Annotated in this window: 9 protein-coding genes and 1 pseudogene; 5 read left to right on the top strand and 5 right to left on the bottom strand. The window is 65.7% G+C overall.

All coding sequences use genetic code 11. The features are described 5' to 3' along the window. Window positions 1-155: 155 nt before the first annotated feature. Window positions 156-1,430 (top strand): sedoheptulose 7-phosphate cyclase, encoded by a 1,275-nt coding sequence (locus H074_RS00130; protein WP_007027974.1) that lies wholly within the window; start codon window positions 156-158, stop codon window positions 1,428-1,430. Window positions 1,431-1,448: 18 nt separating this feature from the next. Here the strand turns inward: H074_RS00130 and H074_RS00125 are convergent, their stop codons facing one another. Continuing rightward, window positions 1,449-2,264 carry an SDR family NAD(P)-dependent oxidoreductase gene (locus H074_RS00125; RefSeq protein WP_007027973.1) on the bottom strand — a complete coding sequence of 272 codons (816 nt, stop codon included), beginning with the start codon at window positions 2,262-2,264 and terminating at the stop codon, window positions 1,449-1,451. A gap of 93 nt (window positions 2,265-2,357) precedes the next feature. Here H074_RS00125 and H074_RS00120 point away from each other — a divergent pair, with 93 nt between their 5' ends. After that, window positions 2,358-3,527 (top strand): M24 family metallopeptidase, encoded by a 1,170-nt coding sequence (locus H074_RS00120; RefSeq protein WP_039921043.1) that lies wholly within the window; start codon window positions 2,358-2,360, stop codon window positions 3,525-3,527. Then, a complete protein-coding gene (locus tag H074_RS00115; protein WP_007027971.1) occupies window positions 3,524-4,282 on the top strand; it encodes an HpcH/HpaI aldolase family protein in 759 nt (252 codons plus the stop codon). Before H074_RS00120 ends, H074_RS00115 begins: the two co-directional genes overlap by 4 nt. Window positions 4,283-4,314: 32 nt before the next feature. On the opposite strand, the gene H074_RS00110 is transcribed toward H074_RS00115, so the two are convergent. Together H074_RS00110 and H074_RS00105 are read right to left on the bottom strand one after the other, a co-directional pair. Next, window positions 4,315-4,707 (bottom strand): hypothetical protein, encoded by a 393-nt coding sequence (locus H074_RS00110; RefSeq protein ID WP_007027970.1) that lies wholly within the window; start codon window positions 4,705-4,707, stop codon window positions 4,315-4,317. 478 nt (window positions 4,708-5,185) lie between these two features. After that, complete coding sequence (locus tag H074_RS00105) at window positions 5,186-6,949, bottom strand: WXG100 family type VII secretion target (protein ID WP_007027969.1); 1,764 nt, start codon at window positions 6,947-6,949, stop codon at window positions 5,186-5,188. Window positions 6,950-7,205: 256 nt separating this feature from the next. On the opposite strand from H074_RS00105, the gene H074_RS00100 reads away from it, so the two are divergent. Next, window positions 7,206-11,192, top strand: a complete 3,987-nt coding sequence (locus tag H074_RS00100; protein ID WP_007027968.1) for a type VII secretion protein EccC — start codon at window positions 7,206-7,208, stop codon at window positions 11,190-11,192. A 139-nt stretch (window positions 11,193-11,331) separates the two neighbouring features. On the opposite strand, the gene mycP is transcribed toward H074_RS00100, so the two are convergent. Then, window positions 11,332-12,570 (bottom strand): type VII secretion-associated serine protease mycosin, encoded by a 1,239-nt coding sequence (gene mycP / locus H074_RS00095; protein WP_039921040.1) that lies wholly within the window; start codon window positions 12,568-12,570, stop codon window positions 11,332-11,334. A gap of 505 nt (window positions 12,571-13,075) precedes the next feature. Here mycP and H074_RS00090 point away from each other — a divergent pair. Further along, window positions 13,076-14,331: pseudogene (locus H074_RS00090) on the top strand (IS701 family transposase). A gap of 396 nt (window positions 14,332-14,727) precedes the next feature. Here H074_RS00090 and H074_RS00085 read toward each other — a convergent pair. Then, window positions 14,728-19,092 (bottom strand): hypothetical protein, encoded by a 4,365-nt coding sequence (locus H074_RS00085; protein ID WP_007027965.1) that lies wholly within the window; start codon window positions 19,090-19,092, stop codon window positions 14,728-14,730. Window positions 19,093-19,196 lie beyond the last annotated feature (104 nt).

Genomic DNA, 19,196 nt, shown 5'->3' with positions numbered 1-19,196 from the left:
CGTTCGACAATAACAAGCCCGTGTTCCACCACGCGGAATCACGAATTGCGATGCCTTGTTCGGTTTACCTAAATTGATCTTATCAAGCGCCGTGACCAGAAGGGCGGCGAGCCGGCGCACTCGACCGCGGCCCAGTCAAGAAGAAAGGGCGAAAGATGCCCAAGTTGACGAATTCGCACCACCGGCCGGAAGACGAGGGTGCGCCGCCCGCGGTCGCGCCGCCCGCACCGAGGAAGCCGACCACGGCCACGAAGGTCACCCCGACGGTGGGCATCTCCTCCTGGCATGTCAAGGCCTCACAACCGGTCGACTACGAGATCCGGTCCTGTCACCGCGTCTTCGATCCGAACCGCACCGATCTCCTTGATGCGGGCGGCTCAGGTGAAAGCCGGGCACGACGCCGCTTCGTGGTGGTGGACGAAACCGTCGACAGGTTGTACGGGGCCGAGCTACGGCGGTACCTGGACCACCACGGGGTCACTTACGAAATAATGGTGATCCAGTCAGGTGAGGTGCGCAAAGAGATCGACGTCGTACTGCGCTTCGTAGAGCGGCTCGACGCCTTCGGAATCGATCGCAGGCGCGAGCCGGTCATCGTCGTGGGCGGCGGTGTCGTGATGGACATCGTAGGGCTCGCCGCCAGCCTGTACCGACGCGGAACACCCTTCGTCAGAGTCCCGACGACCCTGGTAGGTTTGGTCGACGCCGGGGTCGGCGTGAAGACCGGAGTGAATTTCAACGGTCACAAGAACCAGCTCGGTACCTATTCGGCGGCGGCGCTCACCTTGCTCGACCGGCGTTTTCTCTCCACGCTGAACCGGCGTCATATCAGCAACGGACTCGCCGAGATCTTGAAGGTCGGACTGATCAAGGACGAAGCGCTTTTCGACCTTCTCGAGCGATATGGCAAGGTCGTTCTGGACGAGAATTTCCAAGGGCGGTCTCCGGAAGGTGAGGCGGCCGCCACGGCTATCCTGGAAGCCGCGATCAGCGGCATGCTGGAAGAGCTCGAACCGAATCTGTGGGAAGCGACGCTGGAACGCAGCATGGACTACGGGCACACCTTCAGTCCCGCCGTCGAGATGCTCGGTCTTCCCTCGATGCTGCACGGTGAAGCCGTCTGTCTCGACATGGCGCTGAGCACCGCGCTCGCCTGCCGGCGTGGACTCGTGGACGAGGACGAATGCGCCCGCGTGTTCGCGGTGATGTCCGACCTCGAGCTTCCGACTTGGAGTCCGTTGCACACGCCCGAGGTGCTGGGGCGCGCCCTGCACGCAACGGTCCGGCGGCGCGACGGGCAGCAGCGGTTGCCACTGCCCGTCGGCATCGGAAAAGCCTTGTTCGTCAACGACGTCTCCGACGAGGAACTGGCCGCGGCCATCGAACTCCAACGGGCGATGGCCCTGCGTGGTTCCATGGAAGCCGCGTGACGCGCGGCGAGGCATGGCCTACCACAGCGTCTGCCCGCCCTCGATCGCGAGATTGTGCCCCGTCATGTAGTCGGAGACCTCACTCGCGAGGTAAACGACGGCGCCCTGCAGGTCGGCGACCTCACCCAACCGGCCGGCCGGGATATTCGAAATCCATTCGTCCACCAAGGGAGCCAGCGCCTCGGACTCTTCGATCAGGGCGGTCCTGATGATTCCCGGCGAGATGCAGTTCACCCGGATTCCACGGTCGGCCCATTCGGCGGCCAGCGTCTTGGTCAGGCTGACCACCGCTCCCTTGGAAACGTTGTACGACACCTGCTTCTGGGGGTGAGGGACGATCAGTGACGCCATCGACGCCGTGTTGATGATCTTTCCGTACCCGTTCGGGAACATCGCCTTCGCTTCGTACCGGCACGCGATGAACACCCCCCTCAGGTTGAGGTTGTGCACCATGTCCCATTCGTCGAGCGTCGTCTCCTCAGCCGCGGAATTGAGATTGATCCCCGCGTTGTTCACCGCGATGTCCAACCGGCCGAACGTCTCCAGCGTGGTGCGCACAAAGCCCTCGATGGAACGTTCGTCGGCGGCGTCCGCTTGGATCGAGATCGCTTCCGCGCCCGATTTCAGCAGCTCATCGGCAACCTCCGCCGCACGTTCCGCACTGAGGTCGACGATCGCCACCTTGGCGCCGGCTTCCGCCAGGGCGTGGGCGAAAGCGCGGCCGATGCCCTGCCCTGCACCGGTCACCAAGGCGACCCTGCCGGTCAACCGGAACCGGTCCAAAATCGATCGGGTGACGGGAACGGCCTGCGCGCCGCCGGAGAACTCGTTCATGTGTGTGCTCGATTCATGGCCGAAGGGAACTCGCCAGCCGGAACTATACTGAACTTCTCTGCTTTTTGACAGGCAATCGATTCAAGGAGTGTCATGGACCTACCTTTCGATCAGCGCCGCATGGACTCCCTTATGGAAAAGTCCGGCGCCGATGTGGTGATCGCGACCACTCGATTCTCCCTCCAGCATCTGCTCGGCGGGTATCGGTACTTCTTCTTCGCCAACCTCGACGCGATCGGAGTGTCGCGGTACCTTCCCGCGCTCGTTTACTTCAAAGGCGCCGCCGAGAAGTCCTTTTACGTCGGCTGCGGGAACGAGGAATGGGGAACCTCCGTTTTCCCCCTGTGGGTTCCCGACGTGCGGAATCTGTCGTGGTCGAGCGTGGACACGGCGCACGCGATCGCCGGCGGGTTGCGAGAGCGCGGTCTGGAGTATATGACCATCGCCGTGGAGAAGGCCTTTCTCCCCGTCGACGCGGGAGAGGTACTGCGCGCCGAGCTGCCAGGAGCGACCTTCGTCGACGCACATCCGGTCCTCGAAGGTGTACGCGCGATCAAATCCCCTCAAGAACTCGAACTGGTGCGAACCGCCTCGGTCGGTATCATCGAGTCCATGGCCGCCACCTTCGCCGGGTCCCGTCCCGGCGAAACGAAAATCGAGATAGTCGAGCGGTTCCGTCGGGAACAGACCGATCGAGGGCTGGTTTTCGACTACTGCTTGGTGTCGTGCGGCAGCGAGTTCAATCGCGCGCCTTCGTCAAGGGTGTGGCAAGAAGGAGAAGCGCTGTCACTCGATTCCGGCGGTATGTACCAGGGATATATCGGCGATCTGGCTCGTATGGCGGTGGCGGGCGAACCGACCGGTTTGATGCGCGACCTGCTGGCCGAAGTCGAATCGGTGCAACAGAGTGTGCGCACTGCGGTGACGCCCGGCCGCCGAGGCGGGGATATCTTCGCCTTGGCCGACAAAGCGCTGGCCGGCTGCCCCCACGCGGATGAGATGTTCTTCGTGGGCCACGGCATGGGCCTCATCACCCACGAAGCCCCTCGATTGACCGGCACGGGACCGGTGCCCTACCCCGCGGATCACGAGGAAGCCCCGCTCGAGGTCGGCATGGTCCTGTCCCTGGAGACGACCCTGTCCAATCCCGAGGTCGGCATCGTGAAGCTGGAGGACACTCTCATCGTGACGGATGACGGGTGGGAAGCACCCGGAGACGACGCCCGTGGTTGGAATCAGCCGCTGTCGGGCGGCGCCCAGTGAGCTTGCGGGCCCGAATCGTCGACGGTGTTCCACTTCTCGGCCTGATCCTCAAGATCCCTTCTCATTCCGTGGTGGAACTGGCCGGGCATCTGGGTTTCGACTTCGTGCTGCTCGACACCGAGCACGCGTCCGCCGAGACGGTCGAGGTGGAGCACCATATCAGGGCGGGCGACGCGGCCGGCATCCCCGTACTGGTACGCGTCGCCGGCAACGAGCCCGCCTCGGCGCTGCACGCACTGGACGCCGGCGCGGCGGGAATCGTCGTGCCGCACGTGTCGAGTGTCGCGGAGGCCGAGGCGGCGGTCAGCGCCGCGCATTATCCGCCCCTGGGAACTCGCAGCCTCGCGGTGAGCACTCGAGCAGGCCTCCACGGCACCTCCGGTCTCGAGCAGCACCTGGCCAAGGCCGCCCGCGACACCGTCGTCGTGGTCCAGGCCGAAGACCGGCATTCCGTCGAGAACTGCGCCGCGATCGCCACGACCGAGGGCGTCGACGCCGTCTGGATCGGCTCCACCGATTTGTCGCTCTCACTGGGCGTACCAGGGGATTTCGCCCACGTCGACTATCTGTCGGCCGTCGATCGGATAGCCGAGGCGGTCGGATCCGCGCCACGGTGTTCGTTGTTCGGTCTGGTGGACCATCCCGGCAAGATCGAGGAATGGCGGACTCGAGGTGCCAGCGTCCTCCTCTTCAACTACAACACCGTAGTGGTCAACGGTTTGCGCGATATCGTGGACCAAGCCCGGAAACAATGAGCCGGGCGGACGACCTCCAGATGCAAGGCTCCTCACCGCTCCCGAGTGGTGGAGTGCAGGACTCGTGCCGCACTGTCCAGAGTGGTGGGCCAGGCCTTGGTGATGACCTCCCACGCCCACCGCAGTGGCACCCGTTCGGCCAGCAGCAGAACCGGCGGATTTCCCCATCGGGTCGCCACGACGGTACCTTCACACGCCAAGCCGCGGGAGCCCGCGACGTCGCCGGGGAGGAAGTCCAGGATGTACTTGTGGCCGCTCACGGTCAAGTCGTCCCACAACCCGGAGGCGGCGCAGGTGAAGCTGCGTGACCTTCCGCGGACGTCGCCGTGATACGGCATCCGCGCCTGGGGATACGCGATGTTGTAGTCGTCGATGGTTTCGAACACCGCGAACGGCAGACTGTTCTCCCACTGCACCACGATCATGGACCGAGCATAAGAAATCCCGTGACGCCTGGAAGTGCACCGCGTGCGATCTGCCCTAAGTGGACACACGCCATATCCGAAATACCCCGGGCCGGGACTGACCAATCGTTTCCTGCTCCGCCCCGTGAAGGCCTCCTTGCCTACTCTAAGGGTAGGCAAGGAGGCCTTCACGGACTCACTCGACTCTTGACTGTCCATAAGGGACACTTCCAAGGTCGAAGTGCCCGATTTGTGCGAGTGGCACGGTTTCGGAAGGGGGTCGTGAGTGATTCGGGTTGTTCTAACCGTCATTATCACTCACGACCCTTAGAAGAACCGCACATAGCGTCATCAATCGAACACTCAATCGCCCTGCGGTGTCCCTTGTGGACATTGATGCCCCTCCAGCACACGCGGCCCCGCGACAGTGCCGGGACCTGCTCTCAAGGCAGGAAGCGAGTACTTCACGGAGCAAGGCCGCATCACCGCTCACGACCCCTCACTCGGGAACCCGATCCTCTTCTTTCTCGTCGGAGCGTCCCAGGACGGAGTCCACCATCTCCATGGCCTTCTTCTTCGCGTCGTCGAGATCGCCCGACCGCGGCGGCGGTGCCGCCGCAGGACGGCCCAGGACCTGATGTGCGTTACCGGAACCCTCCCAGACCTTGGGGTCGACGCCGAGCAAGCCTGCCGGTTGCCGTTCGTTGTCGGCGTCGTGGCCTCCGCCGGCTCCGCCACCGAGCATCGGCGACATGAATCCGCCACCGCCGCCGTGCATGGCCTCCCCGGGTATCCGGGGGGAACCGGTCCCGCCCGGAACCACCGGCGGAATCCCGTGGGTGGCACTGGCGTCGAAGCCGCCGGTGACGGGCCTGAACGCAGGTGTAGCGGGCAGTGCGCCCGGCAAGGAGGTCTCTCCTCCTACCGGCGCGACGACCGGCGTGACGACGGGCTGCGCCGGCGTGCCCAGCGACATCGGCGTGGCATTGCCGGGAAGCCCGGCTCCGGAACCGTGCGGGAGCGGGGGTACTTCGAGGGCTTCGGCCGGAGGTGTCACGGCTTCAGGCGGCACGATTGGCGCGGTGGGTGCGGGTGCTCCGGCGGTCGCGGTCGGCGAAGTCACCGTCGCGTCAGCCGGAGCGGTGGCGGGAACCAGGGCTTTGCTCTCGACCGGTTGGGGAGCGGCGGGAGTCGTGGGTGAAGAGTCCTTCGCTGACACCGTCGACACCGACGGGGCCGACTCGTCGGCGTCGGCGGTGAGATCAGCCTTGAGGGCGGAGTCCCCGGAGGAGGTAAGATCCGCCTTCGGGGCCTCCGGTGTCAACTGCGGCTCGTCCGGCTCCGAGGTCGCGCTTTCGTCCTCGCACCCGTCCTTTTCCTTTCGTTTCTTTTTGCGTTCCGGCTCCCGCGACCCGTCCTGCGCTCCCGGAACCCGGCCCAGCACCGCGACGACGGCCCCGTTCTGTTGACCGTCAACGGTTCCTTCATCCACGTGAGGCTCGGTGACCGGTGTTCCCTTGCCCAATACAGCGGACGTCACGGTTTCGCTTCGCCCCTGGGGCGTATCACCCAGTAACCCGGCCCAGACGTCGCCCTGGCGACCGGGTTGCCCTTGCGCCATCGGCCCGCCCAACGGCACCAAGGCCGCGGCGGGCATGATGCCGCCACTGTGGCTTTCCGTCACGTCGCCATACCGACCGTCCCCGGCCGGGGGCTGGACTGTGCCCGTCGCCGGGGTCGCCCCATCGGAACCGGTCGCGTTCGTCACCGACCCCTGGCCGTTCATCGGGATCTCGGTTTCGGCACCGGGGAACGGCGTGATGGCCGACCCGATCTCCTGGTAGGCGATACCGAGTTCGTTCACCACCTGACGCGCGGCCGGGAGATCACTTTCCCGTTTCTGCGCCTGGAGGTCGCGGATACGTTGCTGCGCGAGGGCCAGCGCGTCACCGGCCCGCCGGAGCGTGGCACCGTAACCTGGGCTGGCCATGGCCTGGATCACCGTGGTGCCGAGAGTCGAGACGTTACGGACGACGTCGGCGAAGGAATCGGCACCCTCGCCTCGCCAGGCGTCCCACAGCTCGCGCGTACCGCGCGCGAGGTTGTCCTGCACCTGCTCGAACTGCGCCATAGCCGTGTCGAAAGCCTGCGCACGCCCGTAGAAGGAATCCGGGCTGACCTCGTTGACCAGCTGAGCCAGCTGCTCGAAGGTCAGCACTTCGATTCCCGGGTCCACGATCGGTACCGGTTCGGACGCCGTCACGGATCAGCCCCTTGTTCAGCACATGTTTCAGGTCGACCGGAGGGACCGGTCGTCTGGTCCTACCATCCGAAATGGACGGTAGCTTCGCCGCGTTCGTTGTGCGATGCTGTGTTCGCTCTTCTTCAGGTGACAGGCCCTTCCGTCCAGGTCCAGGCCCTTGTCCCGGCGTCCACGCTAGCCACGGCCGCGACGCGGGCGGACAACGCCGGACCGAGATCCCCGAGAACGGGGAGAACCACTCACCAAGGGAGAGCCTGTGAGCACCACGTTGTTCGCCCGGCGCGCGCGACGGCCAAAACCGCCCGCCCCCGAGATCGAAACCGAGCTTCAGCCGCCCCCCGGCGTGCCCGAGGACACCGGGGGTGGCATCAGCAGCGTCCTGATGTACGCACCCATGGCACTGGGTTCGCTCGCCATGGTGATGATGTTCGTCCGCCCCGGCGCCGGCGCCTTCGCCTATATCGGCGGTGGCCTCATGGTGCTGTCCGCCCTGGGCATGCTCGTCACGCAGATGCTGCGGAACTCGGTCACGCACAAGCAGAAGCTGAACGGGCACCGGCGCGACTACATCCGCTACCTCGGCCAGCTGCGTAAGCAGGCCCGTGACGCACTGCGCGCTCAGCGAAAAGCGGCCCGCTGGATTCACCCGGACCCGCACGCGCTGTGGTCGATGGCGCTGGGTTACCGGCTGTGGGAGCGACGCCCCGCGCACGACGATTTCGGGGAGATCAGGCTCGGCCTCGGCACCCAGCGTTCGACGTTCAAGCTGGTCCCCCCGGACAGTCAGCCGATCGAAGACCTCGAACCGCTCACGGCACACGCTCTGCGCCGGTTCATGCGGGCGTACAACACGCTCCCGGACGCGCCGATCGCGGTCTACCTGCGTGGTTTCGGGCAGATCCAGTTCTCCGGTGACGACGAAGCCGTTCTCGGACTGACGCGGGCGATCCTCGCTCAGCTGGCCACCGCGCACGCTCCCGGTGACGTCCGGATCGCGGTCTGCGCCTCAGACGAACACAGGGACCGGTGGGACTGGCTCAAGTGGCTCCCCCACCACCAGGACTTCGAAAGCCGTGACGCCGCCGGAGCCCGTCGGCTCGCCGCCGACGACATCACGCAGGCCGAACTGCTGCTCGGCGGCCCTTCGTTCACCGGGCGGCCGCGGTTCGAGGCCGACACGCCGATCACCGCGTCCGAGCCGTTCGTCGTCCTCGTCCTCGACGGTGTCTCGGTGCCCGCCGACCACAGGGCAGCCGATGAGGGCTATCGCAACACCGTGGTCCTGGACGTGTCCGGCTCGCTCCCCTGGCAGCAGCGGGCGGGTGCGTTGTTCCTGGAGGTCGACGCGGACGAGGTCCGGACCGTCTCCTTCGACCGGGTGGGCAAGCAGCAGACCGCCCGGCTCTGCCGTCCCGACCGGATGAGCGTGACCGCCGCGAACGCCCTCGCCAGGACGATGGCCCAGTTCCGCATCGGCGAGGTTTCCGAGGACGACGAGCCGCTCGCCGTCGACTACGACCTGGCCACACTGCTCGGCATCGGCGACGTCGCCACCTTCGACCCGGTGAAGTACCGACGCGACCGGATGACCGGGAAACGGCGGCTGCGGGTACCGATCGGCATCGCTGGGGCGGGCTCACCGCTCGAACTCGACATCAAGGAATCGGCAGAAGACGGTATGGGGCCGCATGGGCTGTGCGTCGGCGCCACCGGCTCCGGCAAGAGCGAACTGCTGCGCACCCTGGTGCTCGCCCTGGCCACCACACATTCCCCGGAAGACCTGAACTTCGTGCTGGTGGACTTCAAGGGTGGCGCGGCCTTCCTCGGTTTCGACCAGCTGCCGCACACCTCCGCGGTGATCACCAACCTCGCCGAAGAGCTCGAACTGGTCGACCGGATGCAGGACGCGCTGACCGGTGAGATGAACCGGCGCCAGGAACATCTGCGTGCGGCCGGCAACTACGCCTCCCGGCGGGATTACGAGGCTGCCCGCGCCCAAGGGGTGCCGCTCGAACCGATGCCTGCCCTGTTCATCGTGGTGGACGAGTTCAGCGAGATGCTGTCAAGCAAGCCCGAGTTCATCGACGTGTTCGCCATGATCGGCAGGCTCGGCCGCAGCCTCGGGGTGCATCTGCTGCTCGCGTCCCAGCGACTGGACGAAGGCAGGATCCACAAGGTCGAGACGCACCTGTCCTACCGGATCGGGCTCCGGACCTTCTCCGCGATGGAGAGCCGCAGCGTCATCGGCGTCCCGGACGCCTACGAACTGCCCAACAGCCCGGGCAACGGCTATCTCCGGCCGGACACCCAGACCCTGGTGCGCTTCAAGGGCGCTTTCTCCTCCGCGCCCTACCGGCCGAAGCGAAGGCAGACCGGTCTCGCCGTCGAGCAGCACATTGTCGCGTTCGGACAGCGGTACATCGAGCCACCGGTCACACCGGAGCCCGAGCCTGTCGAGGACGACCAGACCAACGAGGCCACCGAGACCATGATCGACGTGCTGATCGGCAGGCTGCGAGGTATCGGCCCGCGGGCGCACCAGGTCTGGTTGCCGCCGCTGAAGACTTCGGCGACCCTGGACCAGCTGCTGCCCCCGCTGGTGGACCACCCGACGTATGGGCCGCGCCCGGTCGGCGAACTGAACACCGCCAACATGGCCGTGCCCGTCGGGCTCATCGACCTGCCCGCGCAGCAACGACGTGAGCTGCTGATCGCCGACCTGTCGGGCAGCAAAGGCAACGCGGCGGTAGTCGGTGGACCGCAGAGTGGCAAGAGCACGATGCTGCGTACGCTGATTTGCGGACTCGCGCTCACCCACACCGCCGAGCAGGTCCAGTTCTACTGCCTGGACTTCGGCGGGACACTCTCGTCCCTCGCGGCGATGCCGCACATCGGCAGCGTCGCCAACCGGCTCGACCGCGACCGGGTCACCCGCACGGTCCTGGAAATCACCAACCTGATGGCACGGCGCGAGGCCATCTTCGCCGAGCACAACGTCGACTCGATGGTCAGCTACCGCCGAGCCCGTGCCGAAGGACGCTTCCGCGACCTCGACCCCTACGGCGACGTCTTCCTCGTGGTCGACGGCTGGTACACGATCCGCCAGGACTTCGAAGAGATCGAGGAGAAATTCACCGAGCTGGCCGCGCGGGGACTGAGTTTCGGCATCCATCTCGTCGTTGCGTCCAACCGGTGGTCGGAAATGCGGCCATGGCTCCGGGACGTCATGGGGACGCGGTTCGAGCTCAAACTCGGCGACCCCGTCGACTCCGAAATCAACAGCCGGTTCGCCGCGACCGTGCCGTCGATCCCCGGCCGCGGTATCACCCCGGACCGGCTGCACTTCCTCGCCGCCCTCCCCCGGATCGACGGTGATTCCCGCACGGACGATCTCGCCGAGGCGACTGTGGAACTCGCCGAAGCGCTCGCGCCACCAGGCGCACCCCGAGCACCGAAGGTCCGGCTTCTGCCTCAGACCCTCCACGCACGGGAACTGCCGGCGCCGCACGCGCCGTCGGCGGCGGCGGAGATGCGTATGGCGCTCGGCCTCGAAGACCAGCACCTCGAACCGGAGTGGCACGACTTCGACGTCACGCCGCACCTGCTGATCTACGGTGACGCCGAATCGGGCAAGACCAACATCCTCAAGCACATCGCCCGATCGATCGTGGCACATCACAGCAGCGATGAAGCCCGGATCATGTTCGGTGACTTCCGTCGCGAGCTGCGGGATTCGATCCCGGCCGAGTACCAGCTGGAATACGCCGTCGGCGCCGAAGCACTGACGAAATCGATCACCGGTGCGGCGTCCGTCATCGAGAAACGCATTCCCGGCCCGGAAATCAGCCCGAGCAGGCTCCCGTTGCGCGACTGGTGGTCGGGCGGGCGGCTCTACATCATCATCGACGACTTCGAGCTGTCGGAGTCCGCCGGAAGCGCCGGCCCGCTGCAGGGCCTGATGCCGGTGCTCGCCCAGGCCGCCGACGTCGGCGTGCACATCATCCTCGCGCGCAGCACCGCGGGGGCCAGCCGCTCGATGAGCAACCCGGCGATCCGGCGCATGTGGGAACTGGGCACACCGGCGCTGCTGCTGTCCTGCCCGAAGACCGAAGGGGCTTTCCTGGGCAACCTCCGGCCCCGGGTACTTCCGCCGGGACGCGCGCAGTTCATCAACCGGCGCCGTTCGGTCCGGCTGGTCCAGACACCGTTGGTGGAGGACGATTCGCAGCCTCCGGCCGGCTGATCCGAGCCTCCAACGCTCCGGGCGGGGGCCACGGAGACTTTCCAGTCTCGCGCACGTAAAGGCCCTCTTTCCTCGGCCCAGCCGGGGAAAGAGGGCCTTTACGTGCGTTCAACTCATCGAAGGTCCGTGAGCAGGTACCTCAAGTGCGGCGGGAGAACTCGACCACCCGGGCTCGCTTCCAGCGGCGGCGCCTCGCGCCCAAGTACAGGCGGAACACCAGCAGTCCGAGCACCGCGAGGACCGGCACCGAGATCGCGGCGGTGACCGCGACGACCTCGCCGGGGCCATCGGCCCGGACGGGCACCGGCAACGGTGCCGGCTCAGCCGCGACGACGGGTGCCGCGGTACCGGATTCCTCGGGCAGCAACGTCGTCACGGCGGCCATCGCGTTGACCGTGCCCCAGCCCAGTTGCGCGTCGGGCAGAGCAGCCGCCGGATGGTCCGCGGTGGCTTCCAGCCGGTGTTTGACCTGCTCGGCCGACAGCTGGGGACGGTAGGCGCGTACGAGCGCGGCGACGCCCGCGACGAACGGCGCGGCGTAGCTGGTGCCACTTCCCACCCAATGACCGGCACCACCGGGGCCGACGCTGGTGACCCCGACGCCGGGAGCCACCAGGGAGAGGAACTTCCCGGTCTGGGAGAAGTCCGCCTTCTTACCCGTGATGTCGATCGCGCCGACGGCGATGACCGTGGGATAGGAGGCAGGATAGGTGATCGGGTCCCCTTGCTGGGCGGTGTTCGCCGCGGAGGCGACCACCACGACATCGCGCTGGGCGGCGTACCGGACAGCGTCCGCGAGATCCTCGTCGGGGGTGTCGGTGCTGGCCGAGATGTTGATCACCCGGGCTCCGCCGTCGACGGCGTCGCGGAGGCCCTTCGCCATCTCCGTCGCGGTCAGGACCGGCGGCGAGCCGTCCGCCGTGGTGATCGCACAACGAATCGGGAGGATGGTGGCTTCAGGCGCGACACCGGCGAACCCGGTCCCCGGCCGGACGGCGGCACCGATGATCCCGGCTACGAAAGTGCCGTGCCCGAAGCAGTCGTCGTTCGCGGGTTTGCGCTCCGGAGTGGTGACATCGACACCGGGTTTCACACGTCCGTCGGACAGCTGGGGCGTAGTCCCGTCGACACCGGTGTCGACCACTCCCACAGTGACGCCGGCCCCCTTGGTAAGCGCCCAGACCCGGTCCACGGCCATCCGCTGCTGAGCCCAGGGCACGCCGGGCTCGGTGTTCGCGGGTGCCGGGAGGCACCCCTTTTGCTGGGCGGGCAAGGGGACAGGCATCTCTTGCGCCGCAGCAGGCGACGAAGCCCATACCAGGCCCGTGACCAGCGTGATCATCAGAACGCCTTGGCGGCCTGCCTTCCCGTTGCCCATCAGATGTCCTCCCGAGTCCGCTTGCCCCGCACCGGCCCGACGGCCTACGGGTCCAGTGCACAGTCGACCAGACCGGACTCAACGAAATCTCTATGGCCAGAGTCCGAAGGTTGCTCACGCATCGTCTTCCAGTTACGGCTTAACGATTTTCCGGTCCCTGAAGATGTCGAGATAGAGAGGGCCGTAGTCGATCGCGATGATGCCATAAGGATTTACGGCCGGGTCGAACTCGTTACCCAATGCCACGGCCACCGGGTTGGAGCACTGTGTTCGCGAAGGGAATGGCGTTCGCGGTTCCCTCGGCGGACATCGTTCCGCACGGACATCTTGTCACCGGAGCGATACGGTAGGCGCCGACCTAGTACTCCAGCCGGACTTCGTGATGTCGCTGGTGGGTTGCTGGAAAGCAGGTGCGGCCACCAGTTGATCATGGTCGGTTGTGTGGACTAACCCTGATCGGCTGGTGGCCGCAGGCCCCAGCGTAAACCCTGACCGATGGGCGGTGATGTTCGAGGAGATGATCAGTAGGATCGCCGGCCGGTTCGCCCGAGTCGAACCCCGCCGACGAGCACGAGCACTGCTGCTCGGGCTGCTGTCGGACCTGCCGGACAAGAACTGCTGGACCATCTCCGAACACGCCGGCGACGACACCCCCGACGGGATACAACACCTGCTGCGCAAAGCAGTCTGGGACGCCGACAAGGCCGCGACGACCTGCGTGACTACGTCACCGAACACCTCGGTGACACCGGCGCCGTGCTGGTCGTCGACGAAACCGGCGACCTCAAGAAAGGCGTCCACACCGTCGGAGTGCAACGCCAATACACCGGCACCGCGGGCCGCATCGAGAACGCCCAGGTCGCGGTCTACCTCACCTACGCCACCGACGCCGGGCACGCGTTCATCGACCGGGCCCTCTACCTCCCGAAATCCTGGACCACCGATCCCGGCCGCCGCACCGACGCCGGAATCCCTGACGACACCGCGTTCGCGACGAAACCAGCGCTGGCGACCACCATGATCGGGCACGCTCTCGACGCCGGCGTCCGCGCACAGTGGGTCGCCGGGGATGAGGTTTACGGAGCCGACCCCCACCTGCGCAAGAACCTGGAACAACGCGGCACCGGCTACGTTCTCGCCATCGGCTGCGACCGCCGGGTCAACACTCGAGCCGGCGTGCTGCGTGCTGACGATGTCGCCGCAAGGCTGCCCAAACACGTCTGGCAACGCCTCTCCGCCGGCGCTGGGGCAAAAGGGAATCGCTACTACGACTGGGCGTTCGCCGACATCGGCACCGACGAGCCCGACGGGTGCCGGTGGTTGCTGATCCGCCGCCACCGCACCACCGGCGAGCTGGCGTTCTACCGCTGCTACGCACCCGAACCGGTGCCGCTACGGATCCTGGTTCAGGTCGCAGGCCGCAGATGGACAGTCGAGGAATCCTTCCAGGCCGGCAAAGGCCTCACCGGCCTTGACCAGCACCAGGTCCGACACTGGACCTCCTGGCACCGCTGGACGGTCATGGCGATGCTCGCCCACGCCTTCCTCGCCGTCGTCGCATCCACCGAACGAAACCCCGAACCAGCAACCGCCGGATGGATCTCGTTGACCTGCAACGAAATCCACCACCTGTTCACCACACTCATCAGCCGACCCGTTCTCGATGTCGCACACCGGATCCGCCGCTCAACATGGCGCAGACGCCACCAATACCGCGCCCAACAAAGCCACTACCAGCGACAATCGACCCACGAACCATGACCATCACGAACTACGGCTGGAGTACTAGTAGCTCTTGGCGGTCTGGGACCACTCCTCGACCGCCCACCGGGCGTTTGTGACCCGGATCAGCTCATCATCGTCCGTTCCCTTGGGGCGCAACATAAGCAGTAAGCAAGTTCGGGTTCACCCTTGCTCTTAGATGTCAGGGATCGGCGCACCAATAGCCATTGTGCCCAGCCTGACGGGGTGGCGTCCTCGCACACCGGTAACGAGGCGACCGCCCAGTTGAGCAGCCGTGGCCCTTCGCGCTCTCGCCGCAACTGCGTTCTTTTCAGGTGTCAGTCAACACAAGACCGACAGGCCACCCGGCCCACAGTCACGACGTGCTGCCGTTTACCAATTCCTTGATTCGGGCACCAGGGTCGATGTCCAGGATTATTCGGGTTCCTCTTTGACGACTACTGAAAGACCACTGAAGAACTCGTGACTGTACTCGGCCCAGAGTACATGGTGTGGATTATCGGAGGAGTCGTACGCGTTATCCAGTACGATCAGCGCGATAAACGTGTCTTCCACATCTTTGCCGCGTTTGTTCGGCATTGTGACTTCAAAGGGGATGAGCAGCGAATTGACCGCGCCGTGATTGATCTCCGGAGGATAAGCATCCGGCACGGTCGGCGCGTTCACGAAACCGACGGAGTTGGTCATCCCTTCCCCGGCGATATGGGTGATGTTCGCACCCCTTGAACGCGTGGCGAAAGTATAGTTCGGGGCCTGCCGGTATTTCTCTTTCCACTCTTCCTGAGAACCAGGCGTTCTCAACGACGCCCCCATATACAAACCCTTCACGTCGATTCTGCTCCCCGCCAGAGCAGGGTTCCCAGGCAAGGCCGCCTCGGCGTCGCTCAGCCGCACCCCTAGCTCTTTCCCGTTGGCCAGCCCCTGATCATGATTCAGAACATGCTCCGGCAAAACCGGGCCAACCACGAGCCGAGGAGACAGCAACGGTTCGCCCAGGACCAACCGCTTCAGCTCCTCCGCCACCTTTATGCGCAGGAATTGTTGCACGGCAGGCATCTTCGTCGCCAACTCTGCGGGCAATCGGGGATCATCGGGGTCCTCGGCGATACCTCTGAGCATCGCCATACCCTCCGCCATCTTGGCGGTGATCCGATCGGCGCCTCTTTTCACCGCGGGGTGCACATCACCGTTTTCATCGGCGTAGGGCTCGTCGGCCCGGCTCGGATCACGGCGATCACGCGCGGGGAACAGGTCATCCATGCCCGCGAACGGTTCAACCCGGTGCCTCACAGCCCGCACCATGTACGTTTCCTCGCCGACCTCGAGCCCGGACTCGCCCCACACGGTTTCCTCCCTGCCCTGGTCAAGGACTCGCCGCGCACTCTCAGCGCCAGCCGGAACGCTCCCGCTGACCTCGCCGGCGGGGGCCACGCCCGCGTCGTGCGCCCGGACGCGCACACGGTCTTCCAGATCTCTGCCCCTGGCCGGTTCACCGGCGCCGGACTGTCCACCGGGCATCATTTCCTGTGGCGAAGCATCCACAACCGGCACTTCCATTTCCACGTCATGATCGCTTTCCTCGACACGCGCCCGCGATTTCTGCCGACCCAGCGCCATCGACGCCTGCGCCTCCGCACGAATTTCCGATGACACCGCGGACGAGCCGGGAGCAGCCTGCAACAACGACGCCGGAACCGAGAACAAATCCTCCCCGCCTGGAAGCAAGCCCGTCACCGGCCATTCGGAAACAAGCTCCATGAGGTCCGCGACGTCGTCTGAATCAATCCAGCCATTCTCCTCGACTCCTATCTCCAGCGCATTCAGGAACCAGGCACGCACAAAGATCAACACCGTCCCCTGAAGCACGCCATTCTCATCAGGTACCGGCGACACATCTTCAGGAAGCATGTGTTCATTCGCCACGAGGAACTCGAGCAACGTACTTGGCGCGCCCGGCGAAGAATCAGGCCACCACTCCATCACCCACTCCGGCACCAACGACAACGCTTCCCCCAAAGGCCGCCGCTGCAACTCGACACGCCCCGCGAACGCGGAACCACCACTCTCATCTGCCAACCGCCCCGTCTGAACGATCATCGGCCTGCCCCCACCGCCGAAAGACACCGAACCAAACCCACCCGGCACCCTCTCCTGCTGTCCTCCCCGCTGCCTCCGCACATCCGTGACCCAAGTCCTGAGCGTGCTGTAGGCCAGGAGGTCGTGGCCGGCGGCAGCATGAATGTCCTTGATCGAATAGCGCCACTCGCCCAGCTCGTCTTTTTCCGTAGCCAGGGACTGCCCCCACTCCCGCAGCAATGCCGCGGAGGCATTGTTGATCTTTCCGTTGGCCTTCCCGAAAGAGATCCCCGCGGGCATACGGTGGCTGTCCAGGTACTCGTGTAAAGTCCGCGGACCGGGCGCGCCTGGCAGCGGCGGCCGCCATCCCACCATCGCATCCCTCTCCAAGGCAGGCTTGCCGCCGGTGTCGGTGTCCTCCGCGCCCGGCACAAGCTCGCGCGCATCTGCGACCCAAGACCTGACCGTGCTGTAGACCAGCAGGTCGTGGCCGACGGCAGCATGAATGTCCTTGATCGAATAGCGCCACCCGCCCAGCTCGTCTTTTTCCGTAGCCAGGGACTGCACCCACTCCCGCAGCAATGCCGCGGCCGCATTGTTGATCTTTCCGCCGGCCGTGTCGAAAGAGATCCCCGCGGGCATACGGTGGTTGTCCAGGTACTCGTGTAAAGTCCGCGGACCGGGCGCGCCTGGCAGCGGCGGCCGCCATCCCACCATCGCATCCCTCTCCAAGGCAGGCTTGCCGCCGGTGTCTTCCGCGCCCCGCGCAAGCTCGCGCGCATCTGCGATCCAAACCCTGACCGTTCTCTCGCCCAGGAGGTCCTGGCCGGCGGCAACATGAATATCCTTGCCCGAATAGCGCCGCCCGCCCAGCTCGTTCTTTTCCGTGGCAATAGAGTAAACCCACTCCCGCAGCAATGCCGCGGCCGCATTGTTGATCTTTCCGTTGGTCTTCTCGAAACAGATCTTCTCGGGCATACGGTGGCTGTCCAGGTACTCGCGTAAAGTCCGCGGACCGGGCGCGCCCGGCAGCGGCGGCCGCCATCCCACCACCGCATCCCTCTCCAAGACAGGTTTGCCACCGGTGTCGGCGTCCTCCACGCCCGGCACAGGCTCGCGCGCATCTGCGACCCACCTCCTGACCGTGCTGTAGACCAGGAGGTCCTGGCCGGCGGCAGCATGAATGTCCTTGCTCGAATAGCGCCACCTGCCCAGCTCGTTCTTTTCCGTGGCCAAAGACTGCACCCACTCCCGCAGCAATACCATGGCGGCATTGCTGAGCTTTCCGCCGGCCGTGTCGAAAGAGATCCCCGCGGGCATACGGTGGTTGTCCAGGTACTCGTGTAAAGTCCGCGGACCGGGCGCGCCTGGCAGCGGCGGCCGCCATCCCACCATCGCATCCCTCTCCAAGGCAGGCTTTCCGCCGGTGTCTTCCGCGCCCCGCGCAAGCTCGCGCGCATCTGCGATCCAAACCCCGACCGTGCTGTAGGCCAGGAGGTCGTGGCCGGCGGCAGCATGAATATCCTTGCTCGAATAGCGCCACCTGCCCAGCTCGTTCTTTTCCGTGGCAATAGAGTAAACCCACTCCCGCAGCAATGCCGCGGCCGCATTGTTGATCTTTCCGTTGGTCTTCTCGAAAGAGATCCCCGCGAGCATACGGCGGCTGTCCAGGTACTCCTGTAAAGTCCGCGGACCGGGCGCGCCCAGCAGCGGCGGCCGCCACCCCACCACCGCATCCCTCTCCAAGGCAGGCTTGCCACCGGTGTCGGCGTCCTCCGCGCCCCGCGCAAGCTCGCGCGCATCTGCGACCCAAACCCTGACCGTTCTCTCGCCCAGGAGGTCCTGGCCGGCGGCAGCATGAATATCCTTGCTCGAATAGCGCCACCTGCCCAGCTCGTTCTTTTCCGTGGCAATAGAGTAAACCCACTCCCGCAGCAATACCATGGCGGCATGGTTGATCTTTCCGCTGGCCGTGTCGAAAGAGATCCCCGCGGGCATACGGTGGCTGTCCAGGTACTCGCGTAAAGTCCGCGGACCGGGCGCGCCTGGCAGCGGCGGCCGCCATCCCACCACCGCATCCCTCTCCAAGACAGGTTTGCCACCGGTGTCGGCGTCCTCCACGCCCGGCACAGGCTCGCGCGCATCTGCGACCCACCTCCTGACCGTGCTGTAGACCAGGAGGTCGTGGCCGGCGGCAGCATGAATATCCTTGCTCGAATAGCGCCACCTGCCCAGCTCGTTCTTTTCCGTGGCAATAGAGTAAACCCACTCCCGCAGCAATACCGCGGCCGCATTGCTGATCCTTCCGCCGGCCGTCTCGAAAGAGATCCCCGCGGGCATACGGTGGCTGTCCAGGTACTCGCGTAAAGTCCACGGACCGGGCGCGCCCCGCAGCGGCGGCCGCCATCCCACCACCGCATCCCTCTCCAAAACAGGCTTGCCGCCGGTGTCGACAGGCTTGCCGCCGGTGTCGGCGTCCTCCGCGCCCGGCACAAGCTCGCGCGCAGCAGCGACCCAGAACCTGACCGTGCTGTAGGCCAGGAGGTCGTGGCCGACGGCAGCATGAATATCCTTGATCGAATAGCGCCACCCGCCCAGCTCGTCTTTTTCCGTGGCCAGGGACTGCACCCACTCCCGCAGCAATGCCGCGGAGGCATTGTTGATCTTTCCGCCGGCCGTGTCGAAAGAGATCCCCGCGGGCATACGGTGGCTGTCCAGGTACTCCTGTAAAGTTCGCGGACCGGGCGCGCCTGGCAGCGGCGGCCGCCATCCCACCACCGCATCCCTCTCCAAGACAGGCTTGCCGC

Source organism: Amycolatopsis decaplanina DSM 44594, from assembly GCF_000342005.1.
GTDB lineage: Bacteria > Actinomycetota > Actinomycetes > Mycobacteriales > Pseudonocardiaceae > Amycolatopsis > Amycolatopsis decaplanina.
Note: the sequence above shows the minus strand (reverse complement) of the source record. Positions and strands in the feature narration are given on the sequence as shown.